Here is an 18,160-nt window from a genome sequence, read left to right as displayed (position 1 = left end):
CTGACCGGGTCGTGGCCCTGGGCGGCCGCCGAGAACGAGGTTGGTCCCGCTATCCGGTGGATAGCGGGACCAACCTCGTTGTGGTGGGGGAGCAGGGTCGTGCTCGCCGACCGGGTGTCGTGCGGCGGGGTCGTCAGGGGACGATGAGCCCGGCGGTCTGGGTCTTGGCGCGCTGGAGGCGGGCCTCGGCGTCGGACCAGTTGACGAGGTTCCACCAGGCGGTGACGTAGTCGGCGCGCACGTTCTGGTAGTCGAGGTAGTAGGCGTGCTCCCAGACGTCGAGCAGGACGATGGGGGTCAGGCCGAGGGTGAGGTTGCCCTGCTGGTCGTAGAGCTGGACGGTGATGAGCTTCTGGCCGATGGAGTCCCAGGCGAGGATGGCCCAGCCGGAGCCCTGGACGCCGGCAGCGACGGCGGCGAACTGCTTCTTGAAGGCGTCGAAGGAGCCGAAGTGCTCGTCGATCGCGGCGCCGATCTCGCCGGTGGGCTCGCCGCCGCCCTCGGGGGAGAGGTTGGTCCAGAAGGCGGAGTGGTTGACGTGGCCGCCGAGGTTGAACGCGAGGTTCTTCTCGTGGAGGTTGATCGCGGCGAAGTCGCCGGACTCGCGGGCCTCGGCGAGCTTCTCCAGGGCGGTGTTCGCGCCGGTGACGTAGGCCTGGTGGTGCTTGGAGTGGTGCAGCTCCATGATCCGCCCGGAGATGTGCGGCTCGAGCGCACCGTAGTCGTAGGACAGCTCGGGCAGGGTGTAAGCGGGCATCCGGATGTACCTCCTGGTACGGACCGCCGGAGGTCGTCCGACGGTCCCTGGGCAGTGAACTGACGGTGTCCCTGCCGCCTCACGCGGGCGCTGTCGCGCCCCCGGGGCAGAGACGACGATGACCCGCGACCTGCCCACCTGGAAGAGGGGGCTGGTCGCGGGTCATCGTCCTACTGTGCAGGAACCCGGAGGTCAGCGCTCGTCGGCGCCCTTCTCCGGCTCCACGAGGTCCCGACCGCCGCCGACGGGGGCGGTCCCGGCCTCGATCTGCTCGTGGCTCGTGCTCTCGAGGGCGTCGTGCTCACCGTGCGAGTGCGCGGCGGCGAGCTCGGCCGGCGTCACGGGCTCGATGCGGTCCTCGTAGAAGAAACGCGACAGGCGCTGGAGACGCTTGTCCTTCTTGTAGCCCTTGCGACGCACGCCGCGGGAGTCCGTCGCCGGCTCGATCTCGAGCGGGGCGTGGGCGGAGTAGTTGACCCGCAGCCAGCGCTCCTGCTCGTCGAGCGGGCGGTGGACCTCGATGTACTCGCCGTGCGCGAACCGGACGATCCGCCCGGTCTCGTGGCCGTGCAGCACGAGCTCGCGGTCCTTGCGCTGCAGCCCGAGGCAGATGCGCTTGGTCACCCAGAACGCGAACCAGGGGCCCACGAAGATCAGGATCCGGAAGGCCCAGGTGATCGTGTTGATCGACATGTGGAAGTGCGTCGCGATGAGGTCGTTCGACCCGGCGAGCGCCAGGATGATGAACGCCGTGAGGAACGCGACGCCCAGGCCGGTACGAACCGGCACGTTGCGCGGGCGGTCGAGGACGTGGTGCTCGCGCTTGTCCTTCGTCACCGCGGACTCGAGGAACGGGTAGACGAAGAGGAACGTGAACAGCAGGCCCGGCACGACGACCGCGGGGATGAGGACGTTCAGCGACAGCGTGTACCCGCCGATCACGAACTCCGTCTGCCCCGGCATGAGTCGCAAGGACCCCTCGAGGAACAGCATGTACCAGTCTGGTTGTGCTCCCGCGGAGACCGGTGACGGGTCGTAGGGGCCGTAGTTCCAGACGTTGTTGATCGCCATCGTGCCGCCCATGAGGGCGAGGATGCCGAACACGACGAAGAAGAAGCCACCGGCCTTCGCGACGTACACGGGGAACAGCGGGAAGCCGACCACGTTGGTGTCCGTGCGGCCGCCACCCGGGTACTGCGTGTGCTTGTGGAGCACGACGAAGAACAGGTGGAGCGCGACCAGCGCGAGGATCAGACCCGGCACCAGGAGGATGTGGACCGTGAAGAGTCTCGGGATGATGTGCTCGCCCGGGAACTCGCCGCCGAAGATGAAGTACGACATGTACGAGCCGATGAGCGGGATCGCCTTGACGACACCATCGGTGATGCGCAGGCCGTTGCCGGACAGGACGTCGTCGGGCAGCGAGTAGCCGGAGAAGCCGGCGGCGAGGCCCATGATCATGAGCAGCATGCCGACGAGCCAGTTGACCTCGCGGGGCTTGCGGAACGCGCCCGTGAAGAACACGCGCATCATGTGCGTGACGATCGACGCCATGAAGATCAGCGCGGCCCAGTGGTGGATCTGCCGCATGAGCAGACCGCCGCGGACCTCGAACGACATGTGCAGCGTCGACGCGAACGCGTCGGACATGAGCACGCCGTCCATGGAGGCGGGCTCGCCGTGGTACGTCACCAGGGACATGCTCGGGACGAAGAACATCGTCAGGAAGATGCCGGTGAGGATCAGGACGACGAACGAGTAGAGCGCGATCTCGCCCAGGAGGAACGACCAGTGGTCGGGGAAGACCTTGCGCGCGAACTCCTTGACGGCGACACCGATGCCGGTGCGCTGGTCGAGGTAGTCCGCGGCCTTCCCGGCAGGGGTCGTCGGCGCGGCTGACTTCGGTGCGGCCGCCCGAGGTGCGGCGGTTCCGGTGCTGGTGGTCACTTCAGACGCTCCCAGAAGCTCGGGCCGATGGGCTCGTGGAAGTCGCTCTGCGCAACCAGGTAGCCCTCGTCATCAACGGTGATCGGCAGCTGCGGCAGGGGCCGCTTCGCGGGGCCGAAGACCACCTTGGCGCTGTCGGCCACGTCGAACGTCGACTGGTGGCACGGGCACAGCAGGTGGTGCGTCTGCTGCTCGTAGAGAGCGACGGGGCAGCCGACGTGCGTGCAGATCTTGGAGAACGCGACGATGCCGTCGTACGACCAGCTCTCCCCGGCGGGGGATTGCTCGGACACGATGTCGCGCGGGTCGAGACGGACCAGGAGGACGACGGCCTTGGCCTTCTCCGTGATCCACTCGTGGGACTGCATCTCCTCCTGCGAGGCCTCGGGGATGACGTGGACCACCGAGCCGATGGTGACGTCGGCGGCCTTGATGGGCCGGCCCGAGGGGTCGATCGCGAGGCGCGTGCCCCGCTGCCAGAGGGTGTGCTTGAACTTGGAGACGTTCCAGTCGCCACCGACGCTCCCGACGAGCGGGACCGCGATGGTGAGCGGGAAGAGCGCGAGGGCGGAGATGACCGCGCCCTTGAGGACGCCGCGGCGGGCGATGCCCGAGTCCTTGACGCCCGCGTCGAGCTCGGCGAGCGCGGCGGTGCGCGTCTCGGGGTCGCTCGCGATGGGGTGGCGCTCGTCCACCTTCTCGTGGTCGGACATGAGGACCTTGGCCCAGTGCACCGCGCCGAAGCCGATGCCGAGCAGGGCGAACGCGATGGCGACGCCGAGCGTCACCGTCGAGAGGCGGACGCCCGCGGTGGTCCCGTCCGGCGGGATCACGAAGTAGACGACGAGGGCCGCGATGGTGCCGATGACCGAGATCCCGAAGAGGGCGGCGACCTGACGCTCGCCGCGCTTCGACGCCTTCGGGTCGCGGTCGGCCATGCGGCTCTTGTGCTCCGGCAGACCGGGGTCCGGGAACGTGTCGAGGGTGCCGTGCTCCTCGCGGTGCCCGACCTCGCGATGCGAGGACTCGGACGAGCGGGGGCTCTGGTAGTCGCTCACGAGGACTTCGCTCCGATCCACACTGCGGCCCCGATGAGGAGGCCCATTCCGACGATCCAGGCCCACAGGCCCTCGCTGACCGGACCGAGCGACCCGAGCGACAGGCCGCCGGCGGAACCGTCGCGCTGCTCGGCGAGGAACGCGATGACGTCCCGCTTCTCCTCGGGCGTCACGGTGGCGTCGTTGAAGACCGGCATCGACTGCGGGCCGGTGAGCATCGCCTGGTAGATGTTGCGCTCCGAGGTGTCCCACAGCGGGGGAGCGAACTTGCCCTCGGAGAGGGCACCGCCCGCACCGATCGCGTTGTGGCACATCGCGCAGTTGGTGCGGAAGACCGCGGCACCGTTGGCCGGGTCGCCCAGCGCTGCGTCGACCTGCTCGTCCGTGGGGATCGCGGGGCCGGCGCCGAGCGACGCGACGTAGGCGGCGAGCTGCGCCGTCTGCTCCTCGTCGAACTGGCGCGGCTTCTGGATGGCCTGCGGACCGTCCATCTGCATGGGCATGCGGCCGGTGGACACCTGGAAGTCGACCGACGCGGCGCCGACACCGACGAGCGAGGGCGCGGTGGCCGTGCCCTCGGCGTTCGGCCCGTGGCACGTGGCGCAGTTGGCCTGGAACAGCTTCTGGCCGGTCTCGATGTCCTCGGTGCTGGCGGTCTCGGCGTTGGCCGAAGTCGGGGCAAAGGCGGCGTAGACGCCACCGGTGACCAGCAGCGCCAGCAGCAGCAGCACGACCGGCGCGAAGCGGTGGTGTCTGCGGGCGGCGAGTGCCTTCACGAAATGATCCTCGTCTCGCAGGTGGGGGAGCAGGGGGCGGGTGGGCGGTCCGGGGCGGACCCCGGGCGCGACGTCAGCGCAAGATGTAGATCACGAAGAAGAGCGCGATCCACACGACGTCGACGAAGTGCCAGTAGTAGGACGTCACGATGGCCGTCGTGGCCTCGTGGTGCCCGAAGTTCTTGGCCGAGAACGAGCGGCCGAGAAGGAACAGGAAGGCGATCAGGCCGCCGACGACGTGGAGGCCGTGGAACCCGGTCGTGATGTAGAAGACGGAGCCGTAGGGCGTGGAGGAGATCGACACGCCGTGCTCGACGAGCTCGGCGTACTCGAAGATCTGACCACCGATGAAGAACGCGCCCATGAGGAACGTCAGCGTCATCCACTCGTTCATCCCCCAGCGGTTCACCTGGAGGATCGAGCCGGTGCGGACGGGCTGGAAGCGCTCGGCGGCCCACACGCCCATCTGGCACGTCACCGACGACAGCACCAGGACGGTCGTGTTGATCGCCGCGAAGGTCAGGTTGAGCTTGTCCGCCTCGAGGGCCCACTCGTCGGCGGGCATCACGGCGCGGACCGTGAAGTACATGGCGAAGAGGCCGGCGAAGAACATGAGCTCGCTGGCCAGCCACACGATCGTCCCGACCGAGACGGGGTTCGGTCGGTTGACGCTCACGTGCTGATGGGCGTGGGGGGCAGCCGTTGCGGTCGACACAGGAGCCATTATGGCCGACGAACCTCAGCTTCGCGGCACGCAGACGGCAGCCCGGAGGCGGTGAATCTCACAATGTCTCCAGAACTTCCCACGGAGACCTGCACTTGGTGACGGAAACCGTCCGAGTGCCATGAAACCCGGGCGTCCGGGGCGCGGGCCAGGGCCCTTGGTCCCCGGTCCGCCGCCGGTCGGCGCGCGACCCGCCGCAGGGGTGCTGCGGAGCGCTCCGACGTGCCAAGATGCCAGTCGGGACGTGCGTCCGCCACCCGCGGCGCCGCGCGCTCCCGGGCCCACCCGAGGGAACGACGAAGGCGACGGTGACGACGATGACGACGACCGTGACGACGACGCACGGGGACACGGACGTGACCCCGCGCGCGCCGCGCATCCTGCTCTACAGCGACGACGTGACCGTGCGCGAGCAGGTGCTGCTCGCCGTCGGGCGACGGCTGGGTGCGGGGCAGCCGGAGATCGAGTGGCACGAGGTGGCCACCCCGGCGGCGGTCGTGGCGTCGGCGGACGCCGGCGGGTGGGACCTGCTGGTCCTGGACGGCGAGGCGGACAAGGCCGGGGGCATGGGTCTGTGCCGCCAGCTCAAGAACGAGATCTACGCCTGCCCGCCGGTCCTGGTCCTCACCGGCAGGCCGCAGGACGGTTGGCTAGCATCGTGGTCGCTCGCCGACGACGCGGTGCCCCGGCCGTTCGACGCGGTCGCCCTCCAGCGCGCCGTCGCCGACCTGCTGCGCGCCTCCGGCACGCGGTAGCCGACCAGGAGACCGACCAGCCGAAGGGCCACCCGTGACCGCCACCCCGCACCCTGCCGCCTCGACCACGAGCGACTCGACGGGTGCGGGGCTCACCTGGCCCGGTCTGCTCACCGAGCTCGTCGTGGGGAACGACCTCGACGCCGAGCGCACCGCGTGGGCCATGGACCAGGTCATGTCGGGCGAGGTCTCGCCCGTGAGGCTCGCGAGCTTCCTCGTCGCGCTGCGCGCGAAGGGCGAGACGGTCGCCGAGCTCACCGGTCTCGCCGACGCGATGCTCGCGCACGCGAGCCGCTTCTCCGTGGACGGGCCCGCCGTGGACATCGTCGGCACGGGCGGCGACCGCGCCCACACCGTGAACATCTCGACGATGGCGTCGCTCGTCATCGCGGGCGCGGGCGTGCGCGTCGTCAAGCACGGCAACCGCGCCGCGACGTCGTCGTCGGGGGCCGCGGACGTGCTCGAGGAGCTCGGGATCCGGCTCGACCACGGTCCCGACCGCGTGGCGCGCATCGTGCAGGAGGCGGGGATCACCTTCTGCTTCGCCATGGTGTTCCACCCGTCGATGCGGCACGCGGGCGTCGCGCGCAAGGAGCTCGGCATCCCGACGGCGTTCAACGTGCTCGGCCCCCTGACGAACCCCGCGCAGCCGCGCGCGGCCGCGATCGGCGTGGCCGACGCCCGGATGGCGCCGCTCATCGCCGGCGTGCTCGCCGGGCGCGGCACGTCGGCGCTCGTGTTCCGCGGCGACGACGGCCTCGACGAGCTGGCGGCGACCGGCGGCGCCACGGTGTGGGAGGTGCGCGACGGCGCCGTGACGGAGCACCGCCTCGACCCCGTCGCCGACCTCGCGCTGACGCCCGTCACCGTCGAGGACCTGCGGGGCGGGAACGCGGCGCACAACGCCGACGTCGCGCGCCGGTTCCTCGCGGGCGAGCCGGGCGCGGTGCGCGAGACCGTGCTGCTCAACGCGGCCGCGGGCCTCGTCGCCGACGGCACGCTGCCCGGTACCGCGGAGGGTTCGCTCGTCGAGCGGCTGCGCGCGGCCTACGACGTCGCGGCCCGCAGCGTCGACTCCGGCGCCGCGCGCGCGGCGCTCGCCCGCTGGGCGGAGGCCGCGGCGCGCGACTGACCGCCGGTCAGTCGTCGAGGCCGAGGGCGAACGCCTGCTCGAGGTCGACGTTCGAGTAGGCGCGGAACGCGATGAACGTCTCGGTGCGCACGACGCCCTGGACCTTGCTGATGCGGTCCGCGATGACGTCGGCGAGCTGGTCGTGCTCCTGGACCCGCACCATCGCGACGAGGTCCGCCTTGCCCGTCACCGAGTAGACCTCGCTGACGCCGCGCAGGTCCGCGACCTCCGACGCCACCTCGGGGATGCGTGCGGGGTCGGTGTCGATCAGGACGATGGCGGTGAGCATGGTTCCTCCGGGGACGGGTCGTCGTCAGGCGACCACTCTACGGTCGGCCCGGCCGACGCGTGGGCCAGGTCGGCGCCGTCGGCGTCCGCGTGGCGCGCGACGTGGCGGGCCGTGGCCGCGAGGTCCACGTGCGACCCGGCCGAGCGGACCGGGCACGCCCAGGGGCCCGTGACGTCGACGATCCGCACGCCTGGTTCCTGGAGCCACGACAGCAGGATCTCGGCCTCGTGCGGATGGCTCGCGGGGGCCGGCGGCACGGGTGGTGCCACCGTTTCGCCCGTCGCGACGAGCGCGTGCACGAGCGGCCACGGGTCGGTGCCCGGGGCGCTGACGCCGGTCGCGGCGAGCCGCGCGTGCCGCACGACGACGACCTCCCACCCGCCGGCGTCCGTCGGGCGCGCGGCGACGAGCTCGGCGCACGCGGCGAGCGGGGCGAGCCGCTGCGCACGCGCCGCACCCGTGAGGAAGGCGCGCAGGCGCTGGGTGAGCTCGCCGGCCTGCTCGAAGCGCTCGTCGCGCGAGAGCGCCACGATGCGGCGCCCGAGCTCGGCGACCACGCGCGACGGGTCGCCCTCGAAGGCCTCGCGCGCGCCCGCCGCGACGTCGCCGTAGCCCGCGTCGCGCTCGGTCGCCGTGCACGGGGCGGAGCAGCGGCCCATCTCGGCGAGCACGCACGCCGTCGCGCCGGGCGAGGCGACGACGGGGAGGCGCCGGGTGCACTGGCGGAGCGCGAAGGCGTCGTGCAGGGCGTCCACGGCGGCCTGGGCCTGGTGCCGCGAGGCGAACGGGCCGATGTGCGCCGCCGGTGCGCGGACGTCGCGGACCAGCGAGAGGCGCGGGTACGCCTCGTCGGTGAGCCGGACCCACGTCATGCGCTCCGGGTGCCGCGACCGGCGGTTGTACCGCGGAGCGTGCTCGGCGATGAGGCGCAGCTCGCGGACCTGCGCCTCGAGCGGCGTCGCGCACACGACGGGCGTGACGGCGTGCGCGATGCGCACCATCTCGGTGATGCGCCCGCGCTTCTCCGAGCGCGTGAAGTACGACCGCACGCGGCGCCGGATCGACGTCGACGTGCCGACGTACAGCACCTCGTCGCCGGGGCCGCGGAAGAGGTAGACGCCGGGCGCGTCCGGCAGGCCGTCGGCGAGGTGGCGCTTGCGGCGCACGTCCTGCGGCACGGGGTCCGTCGCCCCGGCGAGGTCCTCCAGGTGCGTCACGCCGAGCGGGCCGAGGCGGCCGAGGAGCGCGTGCAGCACGTCGACGGTGGCGCGTGCGTCGGCGAGCGCGCGGTGGTCCGGCGTGACCGTGGCGCGGAAGAGGGCCGCGAGCGTCGCGAGCTTGTGGTTCGGCGCCTCGTCGCGCGTGACGACCCGCCGTGCGAGGGGCACGGTGTCGAGCACCTGGTTCCCGGGCCAGTCGTAGCCCGCGGAGCGGCACGCGGCCTTGAGGAACGAGATGTCGAACGGGGCGTTGTGCGCGACGAGCACGGCGCCGCGCGCGAACTCGAGGAAGCTGGGCAGCACGGCCTCGATGCGGGGCGCGGTGGCGACCATGGACGACGTGATGCCGGTGAGCCGGGCGACGAAGGCGGGGACGGGCACCCCGGGGTCGACGAGCGTCTGGAACTCGCCGAGCACCTCGCCGCCGCGCACCTTCACCGCGCCGATCTCCGTGATCCCGGCGCCCGCGGGGGAGCCGCCGGTCGTCTCGAGGTCGACGACGACGAACGTCACCTCGTGCAGCGGCGTGCCGAGGTCCTCGAGCGTGGGCTGGACGGGGACGCCCTGCGGTGCGGACCCGGCGCGGGGTGCGGCGAGGGCGGGTCCGGACGACATGGCGGCGAGGCTAGCGAGGGCCACCGACACCGCCGCCGCGAGGTCCGTCGGTCGCCCGCCGACACGAAGGCCGGGAGCCGCGGCGCGCGTCCCCGGGCGGCATAGGGTGGGACCGAGAGAATCAGGACGATCATGGACGAAGCGCCCGTGGTGACCCGCGGACGAGGTGCGGAGGAGGCGCGGCGCATGGTGGCCGACGGACCGGAGGACGCCCTGCCCGCGGAGCCGGACGTGCCGCCGTCGGTCCGCAGCCTCCTCGTGGCCGCCGCGGCGGACGCGCTCGGCGCGCTCGACACGGCACTGGTCCCGGTCGCGCTCCAGCGGGTGCGGGGCTTCGCGCCCCGGCGGCGGGCGTCGGCCGGTGCGGCGCCCCTGTGGCGGGCCCTGGTCGACGACGCCGGGTTCCGGCACGCGGTCGCCGCGGCCTGGTCCCGCGAGCACGACAGCGAGCCGGAGCCCGACGCCGCGCCCCCGGACGGCCTGTCCCCGGCGCAGGTGCGCGAGCGGGCGGCGGGTGCCTTCCTCCTGCGGCCCGACGGCTGGCAGACGGAGGTGGAGCGCGCTCGCTCGCTCGACGACACCCTCCGGGCGGACCGGTCGGCCCGGGACGACGCGGCCCGCCTCCGCGTCGAGCGCGACCGGCTCGCCCGCCAGGTCGAGGAGCTCCGGGCGCGTGCCCGCGACGCCGACGCGCGCGCCGAGGCCGCGACGGCCGAGCTCGCCGCGGTACGCCGGACCGAGCGGCGGCTGCGCGCGGACGCGGACCGGGCGCGGGCCGAGGCGCGGGCCGCCGAGCGGGCGGCGCAGGGGGAGCGGGACGCCGCCGAGGTCGCACTGCGGGACGCGCGCGAGGAACGTCGCGCGGCCGCCGTCGAGCTGGCCCGGGCGCGCGCGGAGCGGGACGAGGCACGCCGGGCGCGGACGTCGTCGGCCGACCTCGCGACGGCCCGCGCGCGGCTCCTGCTGGACACGGTGGTCGACGCGGCGGCGGGGCTCCGGCACGAGCTCGCGCTCGGCCCGTCGACGACGACGCCCGCCGACGACGTCGCCGCCGGGCTGCCGGACGCGGCGCGTCCCCGGCCGGGGTCGCGCGGCCGCGCGGCGGACGACCCGGCGCTCGTCGACGACCTGCTGTCGGTCCCGCGGACGCACCTGGTCGTCGACGGCTACAACGTGACGAAGACGGGCTACGGCGAGCTGTCGCTCGCGGACCAGCGCGACCGCCTCCTCTCCGGCCTGCTCCGCGTGGCCGCCGCCGGCACGGAGGTCACCGTGTGCTTCGACGGCGCCGACGGCGGCCCCCGGCCGGTGCACGCCCCGCGCGGCGTGCGCGTGCTGTTCTCGTCGGGGGAGATCGCGGACGACCTCATCCGGCGCCTGGTCGCCGCCGAGCCGCCCGGGCGCCCGGTCGTCGTCGTGACGAGCGACCGCGCCGTCGCCGACGACGTGCAGGCGATGGGCGCGGCGTGCGTCCCGGCCCACGCGCTCCTGGCGCGGCTCGCCCGCCGCTGACGACGCGGCCCTCCCCGGCGTGCTGCCGGGGAGGGCCGTGGTGCGCGGGGGACGAGGGCCCCGGGCCGTGTCAGCGGACGGGCGCCGGCCCGTCCACGTAGATCGCCTCGACGTCGGCCGCGAAGTCCTTGAGCACCTCGCTGCGCTTCACCTTGAGCGACGGCGTGAGGTAGCCGTTTTCGACCGTGAAGTCCGTCGTGAGGACCGTGAACTTGCGGATCGACTCGGCGCGGGAGACCGCCTGGTTCGCGCGCGTGACCGCGGCGTCGAGGGCGGCGAGGACGTCCGGGTCCTTGGCCGCCTGCTCGACGGTCAGCGGCTCCTTGCCGTGCATGCTCGCCCAGCCGGGCAGGCCCTCCGGGTCGAGCGTCACCAGGGCGCCGATGAACGGCTTCTGGTCGCCCACGACGACGCACTGCGAGACGAGCGCGTGCGCGCGGATCCGGTCCTCGAGGACGGCGGGCGCGACGTTCTTGCCGCCCGCGGTGACGATGATCTCCTTCTTGCGCCCGGTGATGCGCAGGAAGCCGTCCTCGTCGAGCGAGCCGAGGTCGCCGGTGCGGAACCAGCCGTCGACGAACGCGTCCGCGGTCGCCTGCTCGTTGTTGTGGTAGCCGCGGAAGATGTGGTCCCCGCGCAGGAGGATCTCGCCGTCCTCGGCGATCCGGGCGCCGCAGCCGGGGAGCTGCTCGCCGACGGTCCCGATCTTCGTGTTCCCGGGGCGGTTGACGCTCGTCGGCGCCGTCGACTCGGTGAGGCCGTAGCCCTCGAGGATCCGCACGCCGATGCCGCGGTAGAAGTGGCCGAGGCGCTCGCCGAGCGGCGCGCCGCCGGAGACCGCGTACTTCGCGCGCCCGCCGAGCGCGTGCCGGAGCTTCTTGAAGACGAGCGCGTCCGCGACCTTGTGCTGCAGGCGCAGCCCGATGCCCGGCCCCGACGGCTCGTCGAGCGCGCGCGAGTACGCGATCGCGGTCGCGGCGGCCCAGTGGAAGATCTTCAGCTTGCCGCCCGCGGCCGCCTTCTGCTCCGAGGAGTTGTAGACCTTCTCGAAGACGCGCGGCACCGAGAGGATGTACGTCGGCTTGAACGTGCCGAGGTCCTCGAGCAGCGTCTTGGTGTCCGGCGTGTGGCCCAGCACCGTGCCGCCGGCCACCACGAGCACGCCGATGAACCGCGCGAACACGTGGGCGAGCGGCATGAACAGCAGCGTGCGGCCGCCCGGCTCCCCGAAGACCTCGGGCACGGCGGCCACGGCGTTGACCGTGAGGGAGTAGAAGTTCTGGTGCGTGAGCTCCGCGCCCTTGGGGCGGCCGGTCGTGCCGGACGTGTAGATGATCGTCGCGACGTCCGCGAGGTCGGCCAGGCCGCGTCGGCGCACGATCTCGGCGTCGTCCACGCCGGCGCCGTCGGCCGTGAGCGTGGCGATCGCGCCCGTGTCGATCGCCAGCACGTCCTGCAGGGCCGGGGCCTGGTCGCGCACCTCCTCGACCGTCGCCGCGTGCGCCTCGGTCTCCACGACGAGCAGGCGCACGTCCGCGTCCGAGAGGATCCACTGCACCTGCTCCGGGCTCGACGTCTCGTAGAGCGGCACGGGCACGGCGCCCGCCGCCCACGTCGCCCAGTCGAGCAGGGTCCACTCGTAGCGCGTGCGCGACATGATGCCCACGTGGTCGCCCGGCTGGATGCCGCGGGCGACGAGCCCCTTCGCGACGGCGACGACCTCGGCGTCGAACTCGCGCGCGCTGAGCGCCTGCCACGCACCGTCGGCACCCGTGCGGCGCTCGACCATCGGCGCGGCCGGGTCGGCCGCGACGCGGCTCGCGAGGAGGTCGTTGAGGTTCTTCGAGGGATCGACTTCGACGATCCGTGGGGCGCTGATCTCGTCCATTCTGGCTCCAGTGGCAGTAGTCGACGGTGGGAGAACCCTACCCAGTGGCGGCGTGTGCCCGAGACCTGCCGTTGTCGGTAGGCTTCAGGTGCTGTGCGCTGCTTGCGCAACGTTTCGCGCGGGCGCGGAGTTCCGGTGGCCCGACCCGTGGCGCGGGGTCGAGGCCCCGTCGTCGTGCGTGGTCCGTGAGCGGGCGAGCACCCGCAGCGAGACCTTGCAGTCAGCGGAACCGAGCGAGTAGAGGACGGGACATGCACGCCATCGGGGTGGACATCGGCGGGACGAAGATCGCGGCCGGGGTCGTCGACGAGAAGGGCGAGATCCTCGTCCAGACGCGCCGCGACACCGAGCCCGACGACGTCGCGAGCATCGACCGCGCCATCGCCGACGTCTATGCCGAGCTCACCGCCGACCACGAGGTCGGCGCGATGGGCCTCGCGGCGGCCGGCTTCGTCAGCCCGGACCGCACCTCGGTGCTCTTCGCGCCGAACATCGCGTGGCGCGAGTACCCGCTGGCGCGCAACGTGCGCGAGCTCATCGGCGACGTCGACGTCCCGATCGTCGTGGAGAACGACGCGAACGCGGCCGGCTGGGCGGAGTTCCAGTTCGGCGTCGCGCGCGACGCGACCGACATGCTCATGCTCACGGTCGGCACGGGGCTCGGGGGCGCGATCGTCGTCGACCGCGAGCTCGTGCGCGGCAAGTGGGGCGTCGCGGCGGAGGTCGGCCACATGCGCGTCGTCCCCGGCGGGCACTACTGCGGCTGCGGCCACGAGGGCTGCTGGGAGCAGTACGCGTCCGGGCGCGCCCTCGTGCGCGACGGGCAGAACGCCCTCATCGCCCAGCCGGACCGCGCGACGCGCCTGCTCGAGATCTGCGGCGGCGACCCGGACAAGCTCAACGGTCCCCAGATCACCCAGGCCGCGCAGGAGGGCGACGACCTCGCGGTCGAGCTGCTCGCGAACCTCGGCCGCTGGATCGGCGAGGGCGCGGCGTCGGTCACGGCGCTGCTCGACCCGGAGCTCATCGTCATCGGCGGCGGCGTCGGTGCGGCGGGCGACCTCCTGCTCCAGCCGGTGCGGCGCGCGTTCGCCGACCAGCTCTCCGCGCGCGGGCACCGCCCGGAGGCGCGGATCGAGCTCGCCGAGCACGGCAACGAGGCGGGCATCGTCGGCGCCGCGGACCTCGCGCGCCGCTGACGGGCGGCGCGGGCGCGGTGCGGGGGAGGCGCGGGCGTCAGACGACGGCGCCCGGCCCCCGGTCGTCGTCGTCCCGCCGGTGCGGCATGCGCCAGAGCAGGATCGCGAGCCCCACGAGGAAGGCGCCGCCGCCCACCTGCGCGACGAGCACGGGGTACGGGCGTGCCACGACCAGCACGACGAGCAGCAGGATCGGCACGCCGACGACGAGCGCCCACGCCATCGTCAGGAGCGGGTCGCGCCCGAGGACGAGCGGCGGGTCCGGCGGCACGAAGTGGCTCTCGGCCTCCTCGAGGTCCTCGACCTCGGGCGTCGTGGGCCAGTCCCGCGGCCCCGTCGGGCGCACCCAGGGCGCCACGGGCACGGACCCGAGCACGTCGCGGCCGCTGCGCGGGGAGCCCTCAGGCGCTCCGGCCGTCGGGTCCTGCGCGGCCCGGGGGTCGTCGCCTGGCCGGGCGCCCGGCTCGGACCGGTCGAGCTCGGACAGGTCCGCGAGCTCGGCCACGATGCCGGCCCACCGGGCGTCGACGTCGAGCGCGGGCTCGGGCGACTCGTCGCGCGGCGCCGTCGCCTCCCCGTCGTCGGCGGCAGGGTGGTCCGCACCCGGCGCCGCGTCGTCGGGCGTGGGGTCGGGGACGTCGTCGGGCTGCGGGGAGTCCGGCTGGGCGTTCGGTGCGGCCATGGGAATCACTCTAGAGTCGGATGCACGTCCCGCGCCGGGACCCCGCGAGGAGGAACGTTGTTCTACTGGTTCATGAAGCAGGTGATGGTCGGCCCGATCCTGCGGCTCCTGTACCGTCCCTGGACGCGGGGCGTCGAGCACGTGCCGGACGAGGGCGGTGCCATCCTCGCGAGCAACCACCTCGCGGTGATCGACTCGTTCATCCTGCCGCTCGTCCTCGACCGCAAGGTCCAGTTCCTCGGCAAGTCCGATTACTTCACGGGCACGGGCGTCAAAGGCCGCCTGACCGCGGGCTTCATGCGCGGCGTCGGGACGATCCCCGTGGACCGCGCGGGCGGCAAGGCCAGCGAGGCCGCGCTCGAGACGGGCCTGCGCGTCCTGCGCGAGGGGGACCTGTTCGGCATCTATCCCGAGGGCACGCGCAGCCCGGACGGGCGGCTGTACCGCGGCAAGACGGGCGTCGCGCGCCTCGCGCTCGAGTCGGGCGCCCCCGTGGTCCCGGTCGCGATGGTCGGGACGAACATCGCGCAGCCGATCGGCAAGGTCATCCCCACGCCGATGCGCATCGGGGTCGTCATCGGCGAGCCGCTCGACTTCTCGCGCTACCGCGGCATGGAGAACGACCGCTTCATCCTGCGCGCCGTCGCCGACGAGATCCAGTACGCGATCATGCGGCTGTCCGGGCAGGAGTACGTCGACATCTACGCGGCCACGGCCAAGGCGCGTCTCGCGGCGGGCCACACCGAGTCCGAGGTGGCGGGCGGAGCCCCCGGCGGGCGTCCCGCCCCGGACGTCCAGGTCCCGGAACCGCCGCCGGAGCCCGGCGCGGCGTCAGTAGACTGAGCGACGGCCGGTCGCGCCGGGCCCGTGCAGGGCCCGAGCCCCGTCGCCGCCACCCCGCCGGACCGCGTCCGTCCGGCCAGGATCCGTCCTACGAGAGGTTCTGAGTTCACATGTCGGTTCGTCGCGTCGCCCTCCTCACCGCGGGCGGTTTCGCCCCGTGCCTGTCCTCCGCGGTCGGGGGTCTCATCGAGCGGTACACGGAGCTCGACCCGGAGATCGAGATCATCGCCTACCAGTACGGCTACCACGGCCTGCTGACCGGCACGAAGATCGTCGTGGACTCCGAGGGGCGCAAGCAGGCGGGGATCCTGCACCGCTTCGGCGGCTCGCCGATCGGCAACTCGCGCGTCAAGCTCACCAACGCGGCCGACTGCGTCAAGCGCGGCCTCGTCCAGGAGGGCCAGGACCCGCTGCAGGTCGCCGCGGAGCAGCTCAAGGCGGACGGCGTCGACGTGCTGCACACGATCGGCGGCGACGACACGAACACGACCGCGGCCGACCTCGCCGCGTACCTCCACGAGAACGGCTACGAGCTCACGGTCGTGGGCCTGCCGAAGACGATCGACAACGACGTGATCCCGATCCGTCAGTCGCTCGGCGCGTGGACCGCCGCCGAGGAGGCCGCGGGCTTCGCCGCCAACGTCATCGGCGAGCACCGCTCGGGCCCGCGCATGCTCATCGTGCACGAGGTCATGGGCCGGCACTGCGGCTGGCTCACCGCGGCCTCCGCCGCCGAGTACCGCAAGTGGCTCGACGCCCAGGAGTGGGCTCCGGCCCTCGGTCTGACGCGCGAGCGCTGGGACGTCCACGCGGTCTTCCTGCCGGAGCTCGCGCTCGACATCGACGCCGAGGCCGAGCGCCTCAAGGCGATCATGGACGAGCAGGGCAACGTCAACATCTTCCTGTCCGAGGGCGCCGGCATGCACGAGATCGTGGCGCAGCTCGAGGCGGCGGGCGAGGAGGTCCAGCGCGACCCGTTCGGCCACGTCAAGCTCGACACGGTCAACCCCGGCCAGTGGTTCGCCAAGCAGTTCGCCGAGAAGCTGGGCGCCGAGAAGGTCATGGTCCAGAAGTCCGGCTACTTCTCGCGCGCGGCCGCCGCGAACGCCGAGGACCTGCGCCTCATCAAGTCGATGACCGACCTCGCGGTCGAGTGCGCGCTGCGCGGCGAGTCGGGCGTCATCGGCCACGACGAGGAGAACGGCGACCGCCTGCGCGCCATCGAGTTCCCGCGCATCGCCGGCGGCAAGGCGTTCGACGTGTCGCAGCAGTGGTTCGGCGAGCTCCTCGAGGGCATCGGCCAGCCGCTCGTGCCCGCGGCGCCCGCGGCCCACTGACCGGCACCACCGCACCAGGAACCTCGTCAGGGGACGCCGTATGACCACCACGAGCGAGCCGGGCACCGACTCCGGGCTCGACCACTTCCGCACGCTCGTCGCGCTCCAGCAGCCGACGTGGCCGGACGAGGCGGCGCTCGACGCCGTCCGTGACCGGCTGGCGGCCTCCGCGCCGCTCGTGGTGCCGGCGGCTGCCGACACACTGCGCTCCCGCCTGGCCGCGGCCGGGCGGGGCGAGGCGTTCCTCCTGCAGGGGGGCGACTGCGCCGAGACGTTCGCGGAGGCGAACGCCGACCGGATCCGCAACAAGATCCGCACCATCCTCCAGATGGCGGTCATCCTCACGCACAGCGCGAGCATGCCCGTCGTCAAGATGGGCCGCATGGCGGGGCAGTACGCCAAGCCGCGCAGCTCCGACTCGGAGACGCGCGACGGCGTGACCCTGCCCGCGTACCGCGGCGACATGATCAACGGGCACGCCTTCACGCCCGAGGCGCGCATCCCCGACCCGGAGCGCCTCGTCCAGGCGTACCAGATCTCCGCGGCGACGTGGAACGTCGTGCGCGCGTTCACGACCGGTGGCTTCGCCGACCTGCGCCAGGTCCACGAGTGGAACCGCGGCTTCATGCGCAACCCCGCCTACGCGCGGTACGAGCGCACGGCCTCCGAGATCGACCGCGCGATCCGCTTCATGGACGCGTGCGGCGCGGACTTCGACGCGCTGCGCACCGTCGAGTTCTTCGTCAGCCACGAGGCGCTCGTGCTGGACTACGAGCGCGCGCTCACGCGCCGCGACGCGCGCACGGGGGACGCGTACGACACCTCCGCCCACTTCCTGTGGATCGGGGAGCGCACGCGCCAGCTCGACGGCGCGCACGTCGACTTCCTCTCGCGCGTCGCGAACCCGATCGGGGTCAAGCTCGGCCCGACGACGACGCCCGACGTCGCGCTCGAGCTCGCCCGCCGTCTCAACCCCGACGACGTCGAGGGCCGCCTGACCTTCGTCACGCGCATGGGCGCGGGCAACGTGCGCGACGCGCTCCCGCCGCTCGTCGAGGCCGTCGCGCGCGCGGGCGTGCCCGTCACGTGGGTCACGGACCCCATGCACGGCAACACCATCACGTCCGCGAGCGGCTACAAGACGCGCCGGTTCGACGACGTCCTCGACGAGGTGCGCGGCTTCTTCGAGGTGCACCGCGCCGCGGGGACCGTGCCGGGCGGGCTGCACGTCGAGCTCACGGGCGACGACGTGACCGAGGTGCTGGGCGGGAGCGAGGAGATCGACGACGCGGGGCTCGCCCTGCGCTACGAGACCCTCGTCGACCCGCGCCTCAACCACCAGCAGTCGCTGGAGATGGCCTTCCAGGTCGCGGAGATGCTGCGCGGCTGAGGGCGTGGGGAGACGGCCGTCTCCCGTCGAGCGCAG

General features: G+C 73.0%; 16 protein-coding genes. 7 read left to right on the top strand and 9 right to left on the bottom strand.

The genetic code is table 11. From position 1 onward, the window contains the following. Nucleotides 1-133: 133 nt before the first annotated feature. The 5 genes from HKK73_RS11290 to HKK73_RS11270 form a co-directional block, all read right to left on the bottom strand. Nucleotides 134-757, bottom strand: coding sequence for a superoxide dismutase (locus tag HKK73_RS11290; RefSeq protein WP_085387761.1), 624 nt, complete (start codon nucleotides 755-757; stop codon nucleotides 134-136). A gap of 192 nt (nucleotides 758-949) precedes the next feature. Continuing rightward, on the bottom strand, nucleotides 950-2,704 hold the full coding sequence (locus HKK73_RS11285) for a cytochrome bc complex cytochrome b subunit (RefSeq protein WP_021481147.1): 1,755 nt from the start codon (nucleotides 2,702-2,704) through the stop codon (nucleotides 950-952). Further along, nucleotides 2,701-3,762, bottom strand: a complete 1,062-nt coding sequence (locus HKK73_RS11280) for a ubiquinol-cytochrome c reductase iron-sulfur subunit (protein ID WP_034654741.1) — start codon at nucleotides 3,760-3,762, stop codon at nucleotides 2,701-2,703. The genes HKK73_RS11285 and HKK73_RS11280 overlap by 4 nt, the downstream gene beginning before the upstream one ends. Continuing rightward, nucleotides 3,759-4,538: a c-type cytochrome gene (locus tag HKK73_RS11275; RefSeq protein ID WP_021481149.1), complete on the bottom strand. Its 780-nt coding sequence runs from the start codon at nucleotides 4,536-4,538 to the stop codon at nucleotides 3,759-3,761. Before HKK73_RS11275 ends, HKK73_RS11280 begins: the two co-directional genes overlap by 4 nt. Before the next feature lie 73 nt (nucleotides 4,539-4,611). After that, nucleotides 4,612-5,262: a heme-copper oxidase subunit III gene (locus tag HKK73_RS11270; protein WP_081600224.1), complete on the bottom strand. Its 651-nt coding sequence runs from the start codon at nucleotides 5,260-5,262 to the stop codon at nucleotides 4,612-4,614. Between the two features lie 317 nt (nucleotides 5,263-5,579). Between HKK73_RS11270 and HKK73_RS11265 the strand changes: the two genes are divergently transcribed. Then, entirely contained in the window at nucleotides 5,580-6,017 is a 438-nt protein-coding gene (locus HKK73_RS11265; protein WP_021481151.1) for a response regulator transcription factor, read from the top strand. Between the two features lie 34 nt (nucleotides 6,018-6,051). Next, the gene (gene trpD, locus HKK73_RS11260) at nucleotides 6,052-7,149 is read left to right on the top strand and encodes an anthranilate phosphoribosyltransferase (protein WP_171468023.1); all 1,098 of its coding nucleotides are present in this window, start codon (nucleotides 6,052-6,054) and stop codon (nucleotides 7,147-7,149) included. Between the two features lie 7 nt (nucleotides 7,150-7,156). On the opposite strand, the gene HKK73_RS11255 is transcribed toward trpD, so the two are convergent. After that, entirely contained in the window at nucleotides 7,157-7,438 is a 282-nt protein-coding gene (locus tag HKK73_RS11255; protein ID WP_034654744.1) for an Lrp/AsnC family transcriptional regulator, read from the bottom strand. Further along, nucleotides 7,417-9,273 carry a DEDD exonuclease domain-containing protein gene (locus tag HKK73_RS11250; protein ID WP_137280650.1) on the bottom strand — a complete coding sequence of 619 codons (1,857 nt, stop codon included), beginning with the start codon at nucleotides 9,271-9,273 and terminating at the stop codon, nucleotides 7,417-7,419. The genes HKK73_RS11255 and HKK73_RS11250 overlap by 22 nt, the downstream gene beginning before the upstream one ends. A gap of 132 nt (nucleotides 9,274-9,405) precedes the next feature. Here HKK73_RS11250 and HKK73_RS11245 point away from each other — a divergent pair, with 132 nt between their 5' ends. After that, nucleotides 9,406-10,785: an NYN domain-containing protein gene (locus tag HKK73_RS11245; protein ID WP_171468022.1), complete on the top strand. Its 1,380-nt coding sequence runs from the start codon at nucleotides 9,406-9,408 to the stop codon at nucleotides 10,783-10,785. Nucleotides 10,786-10,855: 70 nt separating this feature from the next. On the opposite strand, the gene HKK73_RS11240 is transcribed toward HKK73_RS11245, so the two are convergent. Continuing rightward, nucleotides 10,856-12,673, bottom strand: a complete 1,818-nt coding sequence (locus tag HKK73_RS11240) for a long-chain fatty acid--CoA ligase (protein ID WP_171468021.1) — start codon at nucleotides 12,671-12,673, stop codon at nucleotides 10,856-10,858. A 251-nt stretch (nucleotides 12,674-12,924) separates the two neighbouring features. Between HKK73_RS11240 and HKK73_RS11235 the strand changes: the two genes are divergently transcribed. Continuing rightward, nucleotides 12,925-13,872: an ROK family glucokinase gene (locus tag HKK73_RS11235; RefSeq protein WP_043658218.1), complete on the top strand. Its 948-nt coding sequence runs from the start codon at nucleotides 12,925-12,927 to the stop codon at nucleotides 13,870-13,872. A gap of 37 nt (nucleotides 13,873-13,909) precedes the next feature. Here the strand turns inward: HKK73_RS11235 and HKK73_RS11230 are convergent, their stop codons facing one another. Next, nucleotides 13,910-14,554 (bottom strand): hypothetical protein, encoded by a 645-nt coding sequence (locus HKK73_RS11230; protein WP_144723360.1) that lies wholly within the window; start codon nucleotides 14,552-14,554, stop codon nucleotides 13,910-13,912. Between the two features lie 57 nt (nucleotides 14,555-14,611). Between HKK73_RS11230 and HKK73_RS11225 the strand changes: the two genes are divergently transcribed. The 3 genes from HKK73_RS11225 (at nucleotide 14,612) to HKK73_RS11215 (ending at nucleotide 18,124) form a co-directional block, all read left to right on the top strand. Then, entirely contained in the window at nucleotides 14,612-15,397 is a 786-nt protein-coding gene (locus HKK73_RS11225; RefSeq protein ID WP_228075234.1) for a 1-acyl-sn-glycerol-3-phosphate acyltransferase, read from the top strand. Between the two features lie 110 nt (nucleotides 15,398-15,507). After that, on the top strand, nucleotides 15,508-16,734 hold the full coding sequence (locus HKK73_RS11220; protein WP_074807116.1) for a pyrophosphate--fructose-6-phosphate 1-phosphotransferase: 1,227 nt from the start codon (nucleotides 15,508-15,510) through the stop codon (nucleotides 16,732-16,734). A 40-nt stretch (nucleotides 16,735-16,774) separates the two neighbouring features. Next, nucleotides 16,775-18,124, top strand: a complete 1,350-nt coding sequence (locus HKK73_RS11215) for a class II 3-deoxy-7-phosphoheptulonate synthase (RefSeq protein WP_171468020.1) — start codon at nucleotides 16,775-16,777, stop codon at nucleotides 18,122-18,124. Nucleotides 18,125-18,160: the final 36 nt, after the last annotated feature.

The sequence above is a fragment of the Cellulosimicrobium sp. 72-3 genome, assembly GCF_013127315.1.
GTDB lineage: Bacteria > Actinomycetota > Actinomycetes > Actinomycetales > Cellulomonadaceae > Cellulosimicrobium > Cellulosimicrobium funkei.
This window is presented reverse-complemented; position numbering and strand designations above follow the sequence as displayed.

Bases quoted from the DNA above. Each gene is read 5' to 3' on its own strand.
- HKK73_RS11290 (WP_085387761.1), bottom strand. From the start codon at position 757: ATGCCCGCTTACACCCTGCCCGAGCTGTCCTACGACTACGGTGCGCTC.
- HKK73_RS11270 (WP_081600224.1), bottom strand. From the start codon at position 5,262: ATGGCTCCTGTGTCGACCGCAACGGCTGCCCCCCACGCCCATCAGCAC.
- HKK73_RS11265 (WP_021481151.1), top strand. From the start codon at position 5,580: ATGACGACGACCGTGACGACGACGCACGGGGACACGGACGTGACCCCG.
- HKK73_RS11255 (WP_034654744.1), bottom strand. From the start codon at position 7,438: ATGCTCACCGCCATCGTCCTGATCGACACCGACCCCGCACGCATCCCC.
- HKK73_RS11250 (WP_137280650.1), bottom strand. From the start codon at position 9,273: ATGTCGTCCGGACCCGCCCTCGCCGCACCCCGCGCCGGGTCCGCACCG.
- HKK73_RS11245 (WP_171468022.1), top strand. From the start codon at position 9,406: ATGGACGAAGCGCCCGTGGTGACCCGCGGACGAGGTGCGGAGGAGGCG.
- HKK73_RS11240 (WP_171468021.1), bottom strand. From the start codon at position 12,673: ATGGACGAGATCAGCGCCCCACGGATCGTCGAAGTCGATCCCTCGAAG.
- HKK73_RS11235 (WP_043658218.1), top strand. From the start codon at position 12,925: ATGCACGCCATCGGGGTGGACATCGGCGGGACGAAGATCGCGGCCGGG.
- HKK73_RS11230 (WP_144723360.1), bottom strand. From the start codon at position 14,554: ATGGCCGCACCGAACGCCCAGCCGGACTCCCCGCAGCCCGACGACGTC.
- HKK73_RS11220 (WP_074807116.1), top strand. From the start codon at position 15,508: ATGTCGGTTCGTCGCGTCGCCCTCCTCACCGCGGGCGGTTTCGCCCCG.
- HKK73_RS11215 (WP_171468020.1), top strand. From the start codon at position 16,775: ATGACCACCACGAGCGAGCCGGGCACCGACTCCGGGCTCGACCACTTC.